The sequence below is a fragment of the Parabacteroides caeci genome (assembly GCF_023656795.1).
GTDB classification, from domain to species: Bacteria; Bacteroidota; Bacteroidia; order Bacteroidales; family Tannerellaceae; genus Parabacteroides; species Parabacteroides segnis.
Genome location: NZ_JAMOKT010000025.1, coordinates 14,640 through 29,462, shown reverse-complemented (window position 1 = coordinate 29,462; position 14,823 = coordinate 14,640). Strand labels below are relative to the sequence as shown.

Sequence of the window (14,823 nt, the reverse complement as noted above, 5' to 3'; positions counted from 1 at the left end):
CCCAAAGATATAAAAAGGCGGTCATATAAACGAGTATTAGAAGTGAAACTTAAAAAGAGCAAAGGATATGACACAAAAAGAATTTGAAGAGAGAACAGGAATCGTACCGACACCGGAAAATTTTGAGTACATCCATGAAGTGTATATGAATACATCAATGGATAAAGACGCATTTTGCAAAGAGTTCAAGAAACATGGGGAAAGCCAAATTATCCGAGATATCTATATACGGGTAGTGAACTGTAATGTGAAATTAAATCGGCAAAAGGAAGTTACAAATGATCTTGCCGACTTCCTGATTGGGAAAGCTCATGCGTATGAAGACACCGACTTCCGCAACCAGGCGGTGAAGCTGGTCGGAGAAACGGAGGTAGTCAAGCGAACGATTGAATTAGGTCTTCCGCTTTGGGACGAAGACCGTAAGCATATTCTTTCAATGATTAACGAACAAGGCAAATAGATTGCAGGTTAGGACAGCCCGGAAAGACGGGCGGGCGATTAGTTCAGTCAGGTAGAACAGGCGAAACTTAACCATAGAAGCCATTGTCCCCGGTTCGAATCCGGGATCGCCACAATGATAACAAATAGTATAACGATATGGAAACAAATAAGTACAAAAAACTAAATGACATACTAAATCATGTCATAAAAGCGACCGAATCAGCCCAAAAAGAGTGTATGAAACAGACTCCTGACGATACAAAAATCTGTCAGTTAGCTTATGAGAATTTGGAAGGTCTATTGTCCCAAATCGGATCGGTTATCTTCTCTGAGTGTTTCAACATGGTTTAATTCAACATGGGCAGAAGGGTAATATAGCCCTATCTTATAGAGCTGATGATCAAGCGTTGCTCTAAGTGTCAATACATCTGAGGCGTATCCTTGGATTCGAATGTACATCCATCGTGATAAGACATCTCCTTTGCGAGCAGATTTAGTATCTCTCCATGTGATGTCGCCAAAATTAAGAGCCTCAATGAGACGCTTTATTCGATTGAATACATGCAAACACGTTTCATGGGTATTAGCACTGACTGTGATACTATATGAGACGGAGTATTTACCGTTATAATACGGATTATTCATATTGATATAATATTAGTTGAATCTGCTACAAAGGTAGAAAACTTCCGTGGTTCGGGAGAATAGCGGAAGCCTTTTAATAAGATAACGAATTTTAAAAACAGATATAAAAATGAAGAAACGAATCATAGTAGAACATGGAGAAGTAAAGCGGATCGCCTTGCTGATGAATTGTACTTACGAAATGGTGTCACATTCGCTGGCTTACCGAAAGGATACCAAGCTGGCGAAGGCGATCCGGAAAATGGCTTTGATACGCGGAGGCGTTGAAGTGGGTGACGAACCGATAAACAACAGGAATCATGAAAGCGAATTGGTTGAAAGCGTTTAGCGGTGAGATCGCTTGGTGGCGCAGCCTTACCGGGAAAGAGAAACTATATACCGTTTACTTCCTGCTGAGTTTTACCTTATTAGTTGGAATGGCGGATTGTAATCCGGTATGGGTGATGTTTTTGGCCGTGTTGAACTTCGGCAACTCTGCACGGCTGGTGAAAAAAGTGCCGATTGACAAATTGGGTAATTACTAATCAATAAAATAAAAACAATATGGAAATGAAAGTTTGGCAATTAATATGTGGCTTAGTCATAAGTATACTGATAGGAATATGGATCGCAAAACGGATTACACATAAAACATGATTACTGAATAATGAACCCGGATAGTATTGCCATCCTTTGTTTGTGCAATAAGAATTTTGGGATTAATCCATGACCACTCAATAGCGGTAATATTATTATCTCCTCCCACGATTCCATATAACATTCCAGGTTTGATTAGGGCATGGTACATTTTCAGTTTCGGATCTTTAAACAGCAGTAGCCATCTTACAAAGAATACTGAAGCTATAGAAAGTACAACAATCAAAGGGAACACCCATAATGGAACAACAACCTTACGCAGAAGTATTTCCATTATCGGCTCCTTAAAAACAAAAGAAAGTACGGATATAACAAGAGTTGATAAACCTGCTATAACCTTGTTTTTGATAGAGATGTCTGTAATCATAAGTGAATTTTTGAACAAAGGTAAGCAATCCTACTAAGGTATCCAAGCCTTGCGACCGGTGCAAGTTCCGGAGTAGGAACAAATTAAATAAATCGAGTGATGGAATATTACAAAAACGAACTATGCGTGACATACGAGGAGCTTACCTCCGGTGATGATCCTGTGATAAAGTTCAGTACTTTAAATAGCAATATCTTCAGAGGTAACATCAGAACCGCCAAACGTGGCGGTGGCGAAGGTTCCTACGCATTGATAATCTATTCCTCGCTCCGTGAGAAATACAAGGCCCGTTATGTGGCGAAATATGGTGATCCGGAAGAAATACTAAAGTTACAGCGTATGAGAGACAGGGTGAAAATGGACGAAAAGGCAAGGGACTTTTACGAGACGTTCAAATACGACATGAACGGTGTTCAAACAGGGCTCAGTGAAAAGCTGAAAGCGGAATACACGTTGAACGCTTCGGTGTTGAATGCGCTGGCCTGCGACCTGGAAGAGAAAACCTCCAAGCGCAAGATGTATGGCAACAGCCTCAGCACCGTATGGGAAAGCGTGGCTGCCACCTGCGAGAACCTGCGCGAGATTTACCATCACACCCTGCCGGAAAACCTGCCCCGGCTGCGGGAGAAGATCAACCGCTACAAGAAAGAGGGTTACGTGTCATTGATCTCCGGAAAGCTGGGCAACGCCAGCACGTTGAAGATAACCAAAGAGGCGGGTGACTTCTTGATCGCCTTGAAACGTAGCCGGGTTCCGGTCTATACCGACTCGCGTATATTCGAGGAGTACAACCGGGTTGTTTCGGAAAAGGGCTGGAAACCGCTGAAAAGCAAGCGCAGCCTGACGATGTGGTTCTCCCGTCCGGAGATACAGCCGCTTTGGTGGGACGCCGTGTATGGCGAACTGTCGGCACACCAACGTTTCGGTCGCAAACACCGGACGGAACTGCCTTCACGCCGTGACACGCTTTGGTATGGTGACGGGACGAAACTGAATTTGTATTATCAGGACGAGAACGGGGATATGCGTACCACGATGGTCTATGAGGTGATGGATGCGTACAGCGAAGTGCTGTTAGGGTATTACATCAGCGACCACGAGAACTTTGAGGCGCAATACAACGCTTACCGCATGGCCATCCAAGTAAGCAGGCATAAGCCTTATGAAATTGTGCACGACAACCAGGGAGGCCACAAACGGCTGGAAAAGGAGAAAGGGACGACGGAACCAGGCTTCTTCGATTTGATTTGCCATGTGCACCGTGCGACTGCTCCGTACAGCGGCCAGTCCAAAACGATTGAAAGTGCATTCGGCCGTTTCCAGTCACAGGAGTTGAACAAAGACTGGCGGTTTACCGGAATGAATATCACCGCCAAGAAAGAGAGCAGCCGCCCGAACTTGGAGTTTGTCGAAGAAAACAAGGACCAGCTTTTCACCTTGGAAGAACTGAAAGCCCACTATGCCGAAGCTCGCAAGGCATGGAACGAGGCCAAACACCCGGCGACCGGCATCCCGCGCATCGAGATGTACAAGAAGAGCGTGAACGAGGAGACGGATGTGGTGACGGTTTACGACATGGTGGACATCTTCTGGATCTGGACGAAACGTCCCGCCACCTTCACCGACTCCGGCATAGAGATTACCATCGGCGGGAAGAAGTTGCCTTATGAGGTGTACGAACGTCCCGGCGTGCCCGACCATGAATGGCGCATGAAGAACACCTACCGCCAGTTCCATGTCAAGTATGACCCGAACGACCTGCGCAGCATCCGCCTGTATTGGGAGGACAACGCCGGGGAACGTCGGTTTGAACGGGTGGCCGAGCCTTACATGGTTATCCATCGTGCCCTGCAAGACCAGACGGAAGGCGAAGCCGCCTTTATCCGTCAGGAACAGGAAGCCAATATCAGAGATCGTATCGATCGTCAGGTTATCGCCAAGGAGATAGAATATGCTTATGGCGTGGCTCCGGAACAACACGGGTTGAGCACTCCGAAGATGAAAGGCGTTACTGCCGAAGTACAACGCCAAGTGGATCGACGGACGAAAAAATATGATCGAGATCCGGAAGAATTGCAAATCGGACGTGCCACCAAAAAAGCCAGCCTCCTTACTTGGGACCAACTTGGCAACAATAACAAAGTGGACCTGCGAAATGTGGCCGGCAAATTATAAATCAGAAATCATAAATTACAAATCATAAATATGGAATCATTAAGCAACAAACAGAAAGACACCATCCGCGAGGCTCTTCGCGCCTACGTCGCTAAATATCCGAGCCAGAACAAAGCAGTCGGTAGCCTGAAAAACACCAGTGTCGGAACGATCAGCAGCATTATGAATGGCAAGTATGAAAACATCTCCGACGAAATGTTCCGCAATATCGCCTCGCAGGTAGGCGGCGGAAAAGCCGAAACCGGTTGGCAGATCGTCGAGACTTCTGCCTACCAGGAGATCAGCTTCGCGCTCGACGATGCCCAGCGCTGGCGTAACGTGACATGGGTAGTCGGCGAAGCCGGTTGTGGCAAGACAACGACGGCCCGCCTATATGCCGAAGAACATAAGGAGGTGTTCTATATCCTTTGTTCCGAAGATATGAAGAAAGGCGACTTTGTACGTGAGATCGCCCGGAAAGTGGGTATCAAGACGGACGGGCATAATATCCGTGAAATCTGGGGACTGATACTGGACGACGTGATACAGATGGACGCGCCACTTTTGGTATTCGACGAAGCCGACAAACTGACCGAACCGGTGTTCCACTACTTCATCAGCATGTACAATAAGCTGGAGGACAAAAGCGGGATTGTCTTCATGAGTACCGATTACATCAAGAAACGTATTAGCCTCGGCCTGCGCCACCAGAAACCCGGCTATAAGGAGTTCTTCAGCCGTATGGGGCGTAAATACTTCGAGTTGGAAGAAACGACCGCCAACGATGTCTATTCTATTTGCATGGCCAACGGCGTACAGGATAAAAAGAAGATCGAAGAGGTCATCCGCGATGCCGAGCCGTGCGACTTTGACCTCCGCCGGGTAAAAAAAGCCATCCACCGTGCCAAACGGATGGGCGAGTAAGGACTATTTGAACACTATTCAAACATCATTCAAAAAGGATATGAAACGAGCATTGAGCGTAAAAGACATATTGGATAAAAAATACAACACGTTCCCTTTTGAGGGGAAATGGAAAGAGGCGTTCGGCACACCGGAGCGTGTCGGCGTGTGGTTTATCTGGGGAAACAGTGGCAACGGTAAGACGTCGTTTGTCATGCAACTGTGTAAGGAGCTTTGCAAATACGACCGTGTAGTTTATGACAGCCTGGAAGAGGGTGCATGCTTGACAGTACAGAACAACCTGAAAATGCACGGCATGTCGGAAGTAAGCCGCCGGTTGGCTTTCATACAGGAAGACATGAAAGCCCTGAAAACAAGGCTTCGCCAGCATAAGAGTTACAACATCGTCGTAGTGGACAGTTTCCAGTACACCCAGATGAGTTACCGTGACTATATCACCCTTAAAGAGGCCTTCCCGAACAAGTTGTTCATCTTCATCAGCCATGCACGGGGCAAGAATCCGAAAGGAGATGCCGCCGAAAGTGTGATGTATGACGCGACGTTGAAAATATGGGTAGAAGGCGGAAAGGCTTTTAGCAAGGGACGGTTTATCGGTGAAACAGGCGAATACATCGCTTACCCAAAGTTGGCCGAAGAATACTGGAGTGACAACGGAACAAGATCAGGAAACCATGAATAAGAGGATATGAAAGTCATACAAATGACCCCCAAACAAGGCTATGCGAAGCCCGACAACTACGCCGCTTTCTACGGCCTGCTGAAACAGATGCCGGGAGCGGGCAAAGAAGAAATCGTCCTTCAGTTCACGAACGGGCGTACCGACAGCCTGCGCGAAATGTCGCTCCACGAATACAACGAAGCCATCCGTGCGATGGAGAAGCTGACACGCGCCGAAGAGACCGAAGCCATGCGTATCCTGAAACGCAAGCGGTCGGACGTGCTGCACCAAATGCAACTGTTAGGTGTCGATACCGCCGATTGGAAGAGGGTCGATGCCTACTGCCTCGACAAACGGATCGCCGGCAAACGGTTTGCCCGGCTCGATTACGAGGAACTGGAAAGGCTGCTGGTGAAACTACGCGCCATCCGCCGGAAACAAAAGGAGGAGGATTGACCATGGCACGTTACATCCCCCTACAAGACAAACTCGACGAAATCGAGGAACAGGGCAAACGCCTGCGCCGCCGTCTGGACTACCTGAAAGGCGAACGCGACTTCCTGGTCGACATGCTGCTCACCCGGCCGACCCGCGACATGGAGGCGCAACGCCGGCTGCTCCGCGAGTGGGACGAGGAGATCGACAAACTGGAACTGTCGCTCGACTACCTCCGCCGGGAATATGTGAAATACAAAGAGATTCAGAATAAACAGATGTGTAACAATCAAAAACAAACAACGACATGGAAGCAACAAAACAAACAGTCGAAATGACAGCCGAAGAACGGCAACAATTTGAAGCGTTCAAGGAAGAACAAGCCAAAAAAAAGGCCAAGGAACAGGCCAAGCGCGACCGTAAAGCCTACAAGGAGCTGGTGGACGAAGCGATTGAAAGTGCGATACCGGACTTGCAGTCTGTCAGTGACTGTATCAAGACGGTAAAACAGGGAGTACTGGAAGAATTCCGCCGTGCAATCGAAATGAAAACGGAAGTGTTGAAGTTGAAAAAGGACGGCCAACGCACGGACACCTTTACCAATACGGCGGGGGACAAGCGGATCATTATCGGTTTTTACAACACCGACGGATACCGCGACACTGTAGAGGATGGTATCGCTATTGTAAAGGAATACATCGAAGGCCTTGCCAGTGATTCGAAAACAAAGGCACTCGTAAAAATGGTACTCCGCCTGTTGGCGCGTGACGCGACAGGGACACTGAAAGCAAGCCGTATCGTCCAGCTCCGGAAACTCGCCGAAGAGTCGGGGAACGAACGCTTCATCGAAGGCGTGCAAATCATCGAGGAGGCCTACCAACCCGCCATCAGCAAACAGTTTATTCGTGCCGAGATCAAGAACGACAACGGCGCCTGGGTATCGATACCCTTGGGAATGACAGAGGCATGAAGGTAAAATCCGCCACCCTCACCCCCGGCCGCTGGATCTACGTCTGTCCATGTGGCTTCCGTACCACCGTCGGCCGGGTGGCGAGGACTTCGAGCAAGTGGATGGTCTACTGCTTCAAATGTAAACAACAAACAGGTAAATATTATAAAGTCATGGACGAACGATTGGAATTTGAAGAGAACTTCAACAACAAACTGAACTGCACCTGCTTCACCACGATCCGGCTCCACCACCCGGTCCGGAACGCCATCGGCGCCGTGAAGCAAATCTACCTGAAAGGCGTATGGAAAGGCAACGCGAAGATCATGCACGCCGCCACCCTCACCCTCGACCGGATCAACCTCCCGATAGCAAAGCTCGACACCGGCCTGCTTCCGGAGGAATGCCGCCGGCTGATAAAGTCGCTTTACAAGAACCGCCCCGGCATCAACTGGGAGACACAGCCGTTAGACTACCTGGTGCTGGAGTACCTGAAAGAATCAAAGGAACCGTCGCTGTTTTAGTTGACAGTAGAGATTTGACAGTTAAATCACAAATTAAAAACGAAAATAGAATGACAACAAATGAGATAATAAAAGCAATTTGCGAAATAAAAGATGCACAAACACTTGGTAAAATTGCCCATAAAACAATGGCTCGTGCATGCCAACTTGAAGAAACATTGGAAATTGATTCGGATTCTGAATTTAGAAAAAAAGGAAAATTCTTTCTGAAGACAAGCATGCACTTTGAGATGGAAATAATCAATGAGGAAGAGGAGGTGACGAATGAGTGAAATGAAGCACACGCTGGAGATCCAGCCGGACCCGCACGGCACGCGGACGGAAACGCGCTACGCCAGCGGTTTCCCCTGCCCCCGTTGCAGCGGGCAAGGCGGCTTCCGGGACGACACCGGCCACAACGGTCGCATCTTCATCCCCTGCGACCTCTGCGATGGCACAGGCAAAGTGAGGGCGACGGTCACGGTGGAATGGGAAGCGGATTATGCATCCTGAAAACATCCCTGGAAAAACACCCACAGTTTCGGAAATTTCCGTGGGTATCTTGAAGATTTCTGTGGGTATTTTGGAAATTTTTGTGGGTGTTTTTCGGGGCATCATAAGAAATATCATTTTTAAAACTGAAAAGACATGAACAACCTATTGGAACGAATCAGAAGAAAACAGCAAAAACAGCCGGCCGAAGCGCAAGGCGCAAATAGCATGGAATCACTCCAGCGGAGAAAAACAATCCCCCCGCACATCGTGGCCTGCAAAGTCTGCGGCGGCAAAGGAACGAAAGATGGCGCAACCTGCCCGCAGTGTAAAGGTTCCGGCCGTGTGATCGTATCGTGTGAAGTAACAACGTATGTATCGGCATACGTGCCGGAGAAAGGATTGGGTTATGGGATATGATTTGATACCAAAGAAAGAAGGGGTCGATAGTAAACACGGGATGATATTCACATAGCCCACCATACTGAACGAAACCGGTGCTTGCTACTTGTTCGGCTATGGGGACCATACATTTTCTCCGGGAAAATATATTTATGACGGTTCCCGGAAAGATGGCAGTCCGGTAAGCAATGACGGGTTTGAAGTCACAAAAGAAGAAGTCTGTATCATGGCGAGGCTCTTTAGGGGGTATGTCTCTGTAAAAAGAGCGTTGAAGGAAGAATGGGACCAACTGTCGGAACGGGAACAAATCATGATTAAATCCATGTTAGGGGAAAAAGCTGAACCACCGGCTGAAGAGTTTTTACATAAGATAGAAATACTGGCAGATTTCTGCGAACAGTCGGAAGGGTTTAATATCAATTAAAAGCATAAATATGGAACAGTTAGCAAAACAGATGGGGCTTGTGCCCAGTGTTTCCCAATGCATCAAGGATGCGGAAGGGACGGCGGAAGCGATCAAAGAACGTATTCCCCGATTAAGAAGCCGGGATGCCAAACGGCAAAGCGAAAGGAGCATCGAGTTTTTCGAGGCGGTGGCTTATCATCTGAAACGGTTGCAAAAATTGGAATCAGGACAATAATTACAATCCACCTCCCGACGTTGGGGAACAACTCCCTGTCGGGAAGTGGATTTGTTTTTATCTGATAACATATCAGTTTTAGCCAAAAATCAGTCCTCAGATTTTTGATTCTGTTTTTTGTAGCAATAGTCCAAAAAATCACACGTATTGTCTATTTTCCTTTTTACAGACTCATTATTTACAGGCTTATTATCTGCTGAAAATCTGGATTTAACGCAATGCTTAAGATTAGAAAGATGTACTTCATTATTTATTTCTTTAATCAATTTGAAAGCGTATTCTTGAGAAACAGTATTTTCATTTTTGTATGGAACATTATATTGTAAACAATAAGTCTCGAATGATTTTGAGTATTGGCTGTTTTTTAAATCATTTATTACATCTTGATCGATAACTGTACCTGCCCATTCTTGAGATTCAGCTTTTTCGTGAGCCTTTACAAGCCCTTTTCCGTAGGGACATTGTACAGCATATAAAGAACTGTTAGTAGACCTGAAACTTCCCATAACATGTCCAAGAGAACCCTTAGTTAAGCATCCTCTAACAGGAAAATTGTCTAAATTACAACATTGATTATATAGGAATGAAACTAAAAACAAATTATACAAGGAATCAATGCTTGAATCTTTTGTCCAATATATAATGGTATCTGATATGTTTACACAATTTACTTTGGCTTGGGCAAGATCCGGAATTACAATATTGGGATCAATGGAACTATGTTTCATATTATTAAGAGTAAGAGAAGACTCTATGTCTCGAAAAATATGTCTCATACGTGTGTCTATATGCTTTTCGTCATTTTTTTCAATAAACTTTTTGAATCCCAATAAATCGAAATACGTTATGTAAACTTCTTTGCACATAATAATATAGTTTTTAAATTATTAGTCACAAATATAGTAACAACAAGTAAAAAAGCCAAAAAGAGGGTGAAGGTATGCATTCCTTATATTGTTTGTTTTGATTATCTTTGCATTAAATAGGAAGATTTCATGCAACAGCAGTACGAATTGAATTTGGACGTCGAGACCAAAGGCGAGGGCATCAGGCATAGGCGCACCCGCGTATCCGTGCAGGCGGCGGGAGGCAAGACCAGCCGGCAGGAGCATGTGTACAGGCGTAACCGGGAGCTGATCGCCCGTTATTACTACTGGACGGAAATACGTCGGAGGCGTTTTGATGACGTGATGCGTATCCTCTCGGAGGAGTTCCATGTGGAGGACCGCACAATCAGCAATGCCCTGCTCGACTTCGGTGACTATCTGAACGGATTGTATAAGGGCAGGACGGATATACGGGAACTGAAAAAGGAATACCCGTATCGCAACTGGGAAAACTGAAAAGCGGGGCATTTGTCACCCCGCTTTTTTATTGGTATTCCTCAAAGGTAGTGCCGTAGACGAGCGTGTATGTCTTGATGCCGCCAGCCATGACGGAAGGCCGTCCGCTCCGGCGGCTCAGCGGCGAGAACATCTCATCCGCTGTCCACCCTTGCAGGCACTCATGAACCTCACTGACGACGGCATAACGGTCCAACGCCTTTTCCCTTACCTGTTCCGGAGCCTTGCTGTACGACTCTCCCTGATAAGGGAAAACCAGTTTGAGCGTAATCTTCAAATCCACCAGTTGAAACAAGTCGGTCAGGTCCCGGCAGCCGGAATACTCGATGTCGATCAGGCAACAGGGAAAATCTACAGGCGGACGCATGGAGTTGCCCACGTTCAACTGTCCCAAGTCTTCGTCAATCCAGCGGAGCGAAGGGGCTTCCTGCTCCAGCCGATTGCATAACGCGATAAAAATCTCTTTGTTCATAAGCTGTTATTTTAATTTGTCGATGTATCCTTCCAACCGCCGATGTATCTCATCCGCCAGTTCGTCCGACGGCCCCATGAAGGGACGTGCCGGGATGTTGGCCATTCGGGTATGCTCCCTTACTTCCACATTCCCGTATTTGGAAGTATGGCGTACATGGGCGGGCACGGTTACCTGTCCGGTGAACCCCTCGTTCTGTACCTTGGCATAATCCACCTTCTCGTTTCCGGCGGAGATAACCACCTTGTCAGGCCCGACGTATGCCGGGCGGATGCTGCCCATCAAGTTGCCGCTGTCGATCAGGAGCGATCCGTTCCGACGCGGAACCGCCGCCTCTTTCCACGGATTCCCGTCAAAGGCCTTCTTGCGGAAACTCTCCTTGTAATAGGTGGTGGCGGTCTCAGCCACGATTTCGGCGGCATCGGCCAGTACCTTGTCCGGCAGAGTACTGAAATAATTTTCCAATTCGTTGAAATTCATGTTGAAATAATTTGTATGTTTGTAACCGAAGCGCAAAGGTCCGGGGGTGAATAGAATATGCTACCCTCGCGGGTGATGGGGGCATTAAAAAGACTTGGGCTTGATACAGCGGATTGTTGCGTGAACCCGAAGCGTTGGTGAGACACCGGCTATCCAATCCGTCCGGGCGGAAAACCTCGTGCAGGTATTCCTACGGGGCGGACGGACGCAAGGACTCATCACCGCGTTTACTTTTTCACAAGCAACCCCCTCCGATATCGCCAGCGCGGGTCTATCTTCCGGCTTTTTTTCGACACCTCCTTTATCCGCGGGTTCTGCTCAATCTCAAACCAAGTCGCCACTTGATAGACGGTACCGTTCTTCACTTCGCATACCACATTGATCACCTTCCCCACATAAAACTTGATGAAGTTCATATTGCGGAACTCTTTCGGCTTGACATAATCGTTTATCCATACCTCGTCCGGATGAGCCAGCACGTCCGGTATGCAGTCCAGCAAAGGGATACGGACATCCGTATATTTCTTTGTGGTATGCTTGTTAAAGACGCTTTCCGTCAGTTCGACTTCCCGGCCTTTATAGTCTTTTATCCGCTTGTGCTCCGCATACCAATCCTCTTTGTCCCCCTCGAATAGCGGGGCCTCCTCGGTGGCTTCCGCCAGCTTCTTGCCAAACGAATCCAGACCGTAATCATTATAATACAGGTTACCGACCAGTTTGGATGCCTTTTCGGGAAACTGCTGTATGTACATTTGGTTACGGGTGAACACCTCGGCCGTCTTTCCCCGGTTCACATCCCAGTGCTGCGCCTCGACCTGTTTCCATTCCTTCTTACTGAAATAGTTGTCGCAACGGGCCTGTTCCACCTCCAAATCCACACCATTCGCTTCATGTGCCATAAGCGGGACGACGAAACATCTGCATTTCCATCCATTTGGCGGAAATATCTTATCCCACCTCGGATCGTTTGCCGGGAGGACCAAACCGTCTAATTCTTGGTGTTCGTCCCTTACCTTGTCGTCCCCCACCGTCTTGTATTCCCAATAGGGGAACAGCTTCGTTTGGCCGACCAGCCGTTGGTAGTTGCTTGCCGATTCGGCGGTGAGGACGGCCGTCTCGTATTCGGTCTGTTGCCACCGCTTGTTGAACACGTCCGTCGTCTGCAACGCCTTTTTGTGGAACTCCTCGAAACTGCCGCTTTCGCGTAGCAGGCTGTTCAGTTCCTGAAGCTCGGCAAGCGTCTTGGCGGCGGAGAAATGGAAAACGTTCATCTCCATGGAGGTGATGAAGGCGTTGTCCCGTGCCCCGTAGGTAAAGCCGGTATCGGCAAGGCCTACCTTTTTATGATGTCCCTCGTTGACGGCCCGCACAAACTCACCGGCAAAGAAGTCGAACAGTTCCGCGTCGAACAATGCCTTACCACTGCTGTCTGCCACCCGGTTGATGACCCGGTTCTGCATCGTGTCGTCACCGAGACGGATGCGGGCTTTGCCATTGGTCGCCCCGACTTGCGGGGCCGGTGCGAAAAAACGCAACAGGCGGTTGTACCATTTAGAGTCCCGGTTCTTGATATCCGGATTTGCCGGATCGTCCGGTTCATCATCATTCGGTTCTTCGTCATCCGGCGGCAATACGAATTGGGGCTTCTGCTCTTTCCGGGCAATGGGCTCGTCGCCCTCCGGCTGCGGGATGTTGTATTTCTCGTACAGGTAGCTCTGCGGAATCGGAAGGATATCGGAGAGTATGACCGTTTCCTGCACGGTAATCTCCTGCGCTTTGTCCAGGAACTTGAACCGGCCACCACCGGCCGGATACCCCCGTTTCTCCAAAAGCGGGACAAAATACTTGTTCAGCATCCGTTCGACAAACCGGCGGTCCGCCCGATGCTTCTTTTCCTGCACGGCCAGATGGACCTGCCCCTGCGCAAGCGAGCTGCCGTCTTGCGTGGTCATGGTCTGGCCTAAGACGGTGATCAGAATCTCCTCGTTGCAGGCACCACGGAAATCGTTGTAAAGGGCGCCGTTCCCGGAGTTGCTGAGTGTCGTCTGCGTGGCTTCCGTCTCCTTGGGTATAACTAAGTAGGGAGCCGACCCAGCCTCCTCGAACGCCTGGATAAGCGCCCGGCGGCTCTGTTCGTCCATGCTGCTGTATTTACCGATACGCTGGGGCATACCGAACAGCTCGACGAACTGCGCCCAGTCGCCAAAGCCTCCCCGTTTGTAGATGACGAAGGGAGCGGCACGCAGGAGGATGCCGAAGTCGTCGTCACTTCCGAACTGGATAATCAGGTCGTTGTCCGCGTAGGGTATCCCGTGCTCGTCCTCCTCCCGGATGGCGATCTCCTTGGTCTTTGTCCGGATATGCTTGCGCGGGATGGACTTGAAACCGAACCCGTCCAGGAACAGGCATTCGACCAGCGAAACTCCCCAGAAGCGCGAGAGCATGATTTCGCGCAGGAGCGACTCGAACTCCGGCGTGTCCATCAGCGCGTCCATCTCGTCGACCTGTTTGCCGTCGATGGTAAAAGCGAGGTCCGCGTCCGTCACCGCGTCGATGCGTTTGTCGATGGCGTCCGACAGGTAGCCATCGATCAGCAGGTCGGTAAACAGGTCGTACAGTTTCGTCCGGTTCCCCAAGTCCGCCAGCCGGAGGGCGCTCCGCCAGGAACCGATGTCGTTCACGCCCCGGTGGATGGGGCGGACCAATATTTCAGTATGGACCGGCCGTTGTTTCGTTCCGACCGAATCCGGGCCTTTTATGGCCACTTTCTTTTTTTTCTTTGCCATGATTCATGTTTCTGTTTTCATTCGATTATACGACCGCTCAAACAGCGTTCTAACGGTCTTTTAATAATGTTGCCGACGCTTGGGGTTGCTGCCGTACGCGATAGGGCCGATCGGGGCGTTGCTTCCCGTTTCTTCTTCTGTTTCCCGGTCGGGCAGGTCGGGCGAGACGTCGCCCTGCTGGACGGCCTTCAGCCAGTCGATGGCCCGTCCATAGCGGTCTTGCCGGAACTTCAAGTCCGTCCCGGCGTTGCAGAGGTTGATGAGATGCCAGGTGGCGATATCCTTGACGAATATCAATAGCAATTGGTTCCGCTTGTTTCCCGAAGCGGAGAAAATGCGTGTGCAGTCGAAACGTGTCAGGTAGCCTTTCGCCTCGGCTATCGCCGCGTCGATGGCGGCTTCCGCTATGGTAGCGTCTCCTCGCGTGATGGTCTCGACCTGTTCGTCATGCAGGTGGGTGTTCAATTCCTGTATTGTCAAAAATGCCATGATCTG

22 protein-coding genes and 1 pseudogene are annotated in these 14,823 nt (G+C 49.0%); 16 read left to right on the top strand and 7 right to left on the bottom strand.

Features of this window, described 5'->3' with window-relative positions; all coding sequences use genetic code 11:
* Positions 1 to 67: 67 nt before the first annotated feature.
* The 4 genes and pseudogenes from NBH15_RS13865 (at position 68) to NBH15_RS13850 (ending at position 1,610) form a co-directional block, all read left to right on the top strand.
* Positions 68 to 460, top strand: a complete 393-nt coding sequence (locus NBH15_RS13865; protein ID WP_250822886.1) for a hypothetical protein — start codon at positions 68 to 70, stop codon at positions 458 to 460.
* 32 nt (positions 461 to 492) lie between these two features.
* Positions 493 to 574: pseudogene (locus tag NBH15_RS13860) on the top strand.
* Positions 575 to 1,195: 621 nt separating this feature from the next.
* Positions 1,196 to 1,414 carry an ArsR family transcriptional regulator gene (locus NBH15_RS13855; RefSeq protein ID WP_250822885.1) on the top strand — a complete coding sequence of 73 codons (219 nt, stop codon included), beginning with the start codon at positions 1,196 to 1,198 and terminating at the stop codon, positions 1,412 to 1,414.
* Positions 1,386 to 1,610 (top strand): hypothetical protein, encoded by a 225-nt coding sequence (locus tag NBH15_RS13850; RefSeq protein ID WP_250822884.1) that lies wholly within the window; start codon positions 1,386 to 1,388, stop codon positions 1,608 to 1,610. Before NBH15_RS13855 ends, NBH15_RS13850 begins: the two co-directional genes overlap by 29 nt.
* 95 nt (positions 1,611 to 1,705) lie before the next feature.
* On the opposite strand, the gene NBH15_RS13845 is transcribed toward NBH15_RS13850, so the two are convergent.
* Complete coding sequence (locus NBH15_RS13845; RefSeq protein WP_250822883.1) at positions 1,706 to 2,089, bottom strand: hypothetical protein; 384 nt, start codon at positions 2,087 to 2,089, stop codon at positions 1,706 to 1,708.
* Between the two features lie 99 nt (positions 2,090 to 2,188).
* On the opposite strand from NBH15_RS13845, the gene NBH15_RS13840 reads away from it, so the two are divergent.
* The 8 genes from NBH15_RS13840 (at position 2,189) to NBH15_RS13805 (ending at position 8,005) form a co-directional block, all read left to right on the top strand.
* On the top strand, positions 2,189 to 4,264 hold the full coding sequence (locus NBH15_RS13840) for a kinase (protein WP_250822882.1): 2,076 nt from the start codon (positions 2,189 to 2,191) through the stop codon (positions 4,262 to 4,264).
* Between the two features lie 30 nt (positions 4,265 to 4,294).
* Positions 4,295 to 5,167 carry an AAA family ATPase gene (locus NBH15_RS13835; RefSeq protein WP_250822881.1) on the top strand — a complete coding sequence of 291 codons (873 nt, stop codon included), beginning with the start codon at positions 4,295 to 4,297 and terminating at the stop codon, positions 5,165 to 5,167.
* Positions 5,168 to 5,207: 40 nt separating this feature from the next.
* Positions 5,208 to 5,846: a hypothetical protein gene (locus tag NBH15_RS13830; RefSeq protein WP_250822880.1), complete on the top strand. Its 639-nt coding sequence runs from the start codon at positions 5,208 to 5,210 to the stop codon at positions 5,844 to 5,846.
* A gap of 6 nt (positions 5,847 to 5,852) precedes the next feature.
* On the top strand, positions 5,853 to 6,281 hold the full coding sequence (locus tag NBH15_RS13825; protein WP_238023670.1) for a hypothetical protein: 429 nt from the start codon (positions 5,853 to 5,855) through the stop codon (positions 6,279 to 6,281).
* A gap of 2 nt (positions 6,282 to 6,283) precedes the next feature.
* Positions 6,284 to 6,598, top strand: coding sequence for a hypothetical protein (locus tag NBH15_RS13820; protein WP_250822879.1), 315 nt, complete (start codon positions 6,284 to 6,286; stop codon positions 6,596 to 6,598).
* Positions 6,568 to 7,230: a DUF3164 family protein gene (locus tag NBH15_RS13815; RefSeq protein WP_250822878.1), complete on the top strand. Its 663-nt coding sequence runs from the start codon at positions 6,568 to 6,570 to the stop codon at positions 7,228 to 7,230. The genes NBH15_RS13820 and NBH15_RS13815 overlap by 31 nt, the downstream gene beginning before the upstream one ends.
* A gap of 101 nt (positions 7,231 to 7,331) precedes the next feature.
* A complete protein-coding gene (locus tag NBH15_RS13810; RefSeq protein ID WP_250822877.1) occupies positions 7,332 to 7,733 on the top strand; it encodes a hypothetical protein in 402 nt (133 codons plus the stop codon).
* Between the two features lie 50 nt (positions 7,734 to 7,783).
* On the top strand, positions 7,784 to 8,005 hold the full coding sequence (locus NBH15_RS13805; RefSeq protein WP_250822876.1) for a hypothetical protein: 222 nt from the start codon (positions 7,784 to 7,786) through the stop codon (positions 8,003 to 8,005).
* Here NBH15_RS13805 and NBH15_RS13800 read toward each other — a convergent pair.
* A complete protein-coding gene (locus NBH15_RS13800) occupies positions 7,974 to 8,231 on the bottom strand; it encodes a hypothetical protein (RefSeq protein ID WP_250822875.1) in 258 nt (85 codons plus the stop codon). The genes NBH15_RS13805 and NBH15_RS13800 overlap by 32 nt on opposite strands.
* A 129-nt stretch (positions 8,232 to 8,360) precedes the next feature.
* Between NBH15_RS13800 and NBH15_RS13795 the strand changes: the two genes are divergently transcribed.
* The 3 genes from NBH15_RS13795 to NBH15_RS13785 all read left to right on the top strand — a co-directional run bounded on the left by NBH15_RS13795 (position 8,361) and on the right by NBH15_RS13785 (position 9,247).
* Positions 8,361 to 8,624 carry a hypothetical protein gene (locus tag NBH15_RS13795; RefSeq protein ID WP_250822874.1) on the top strand — a complete coding sequence of 88 codons (264 nt, stop codon included), beginning with the start codon at positions 8,361 to 8,363 and terminating at the stop codon, positions 8,622 to 8,624.
* An 88-nt stretch (positions 8,625 to 8,712) separates the two neighbouring features.
* Positions 8,713 to 9,030, top strand: a complete 318-nt coding sequence (locus NBH15_RS13790) for a hypothetical protein (RefSeq protein ID WP_250822873.1) — start codon at positions 8,713 to 8,715, stop codon at positions 9,028 to 9,030.
* A 10-nt stretch (positions 9,031 to 9,040) separates the two neighbouring features.
* Entirely contained in the window at positions 9,041 to 9,247 is a 207-nt protein-coding gene (locus NBH15_RS13785) for a hypothetical protein (RefSeq protein ID WP_250822872.1), read from the top strand.
* 89 nt (positions 9,248 to 9,336) lie between these two features.
* On the opposite strand, the gene NBH15_RS13780 is transcribed toward NBH15_RS13785, so the two are convergent.
* Positions 9,337 to 10,113 carry a hypothetical protein gene (locus NBH15_RS13780; RefSeq protein WP_250822871.1) on the bottom strand — a complete coding sequence of 259 codons (777 nt, stop codon included), beginning with the start codon at positions 10,111 to 10,113 and terminating at the stop codon, positions 9,337 to 9,339.
* A gap of 129 nt (positions 10,114 to 10,242) precedes the next feature.
* On the opposite strand from NBH15_RS13780, the gene NBH15_RS13775 reads away from it, so the two are divergent.
* On the top strand, positions 10,243 to 10,590 hold the full coding sequence (locus tag NBH15_RS13775; RefSeq protein ID WP_250822870.1) for a hypothetical protein: 348 nt from the start codon (positions 10,243 to 10,245) through the stop codon (positions 10,588 to 10,590).
* A 28-nt stretch (positions 10,591 to 10,618) separates the two neighbouring features.
* On the opposite strand, the gene NBH15_RS13770 is transcribed toward NBH15_RS13775, so the two are convergent.
* The 4 genes from NBH15_RS13770 to NBH15_RS13755 all read right to left on the bottom strand — a co-directional run bounded on the left by NBH15_RS13770 (position 10,619) and on the right by NBH15_RS13755 (position 14,817).
* Entirely contained in the window at positions 10,619 to 11,062 is a 444-nt protein-coding gene (locus tag NBH15_RS13770) for a hypothetical protein (protein ID WP_250822869.1), read from the bottom strand.
* A gap of 6 nt (positions 11,063 to 11,068) precedes the next feature.
* On the bottom strand, positions 11,069 to 11,542 hold the full coding sequence (locus NBH15_RS13765; RefSeq protein ID WP_250822868.1) for a phage virion morphogenesis family protein: 474 nt from the start codon (positions 11,540 to 11,542) through the stop codon (positions 11,069 to 11,071).
* Positions 11,543 to 11,769: 227 nt separating this feature from the next.
* Complete coding sequence (locus NBH15_RS13760; RefSeq protein ID WP_443146941.1) at positions 11,770 to 14,328, bottom strand: phage portal protein family protein; 2,559 nt, start codon at positions 14,326 to 14,328, stop codon at positions 11,770 to 11,772.
* Positions 14,329 to 14,388: 60 nt separating this feature from the next.
* Positions 14,389 to 14,817 (bottom strand): phage protein Gp36 family protein, encoded by a 429-nt coding sequence (locus NBH15_RS13755; RefSeq protein WP_250822867.1) that lies wholly within the window; start codon positions 14,815 to 14,817, stop codon positions 14,389 to 14,391.
* Between the last annotated feature and the right edge of the window lie 6 nt (positions 14,818 to 14,823).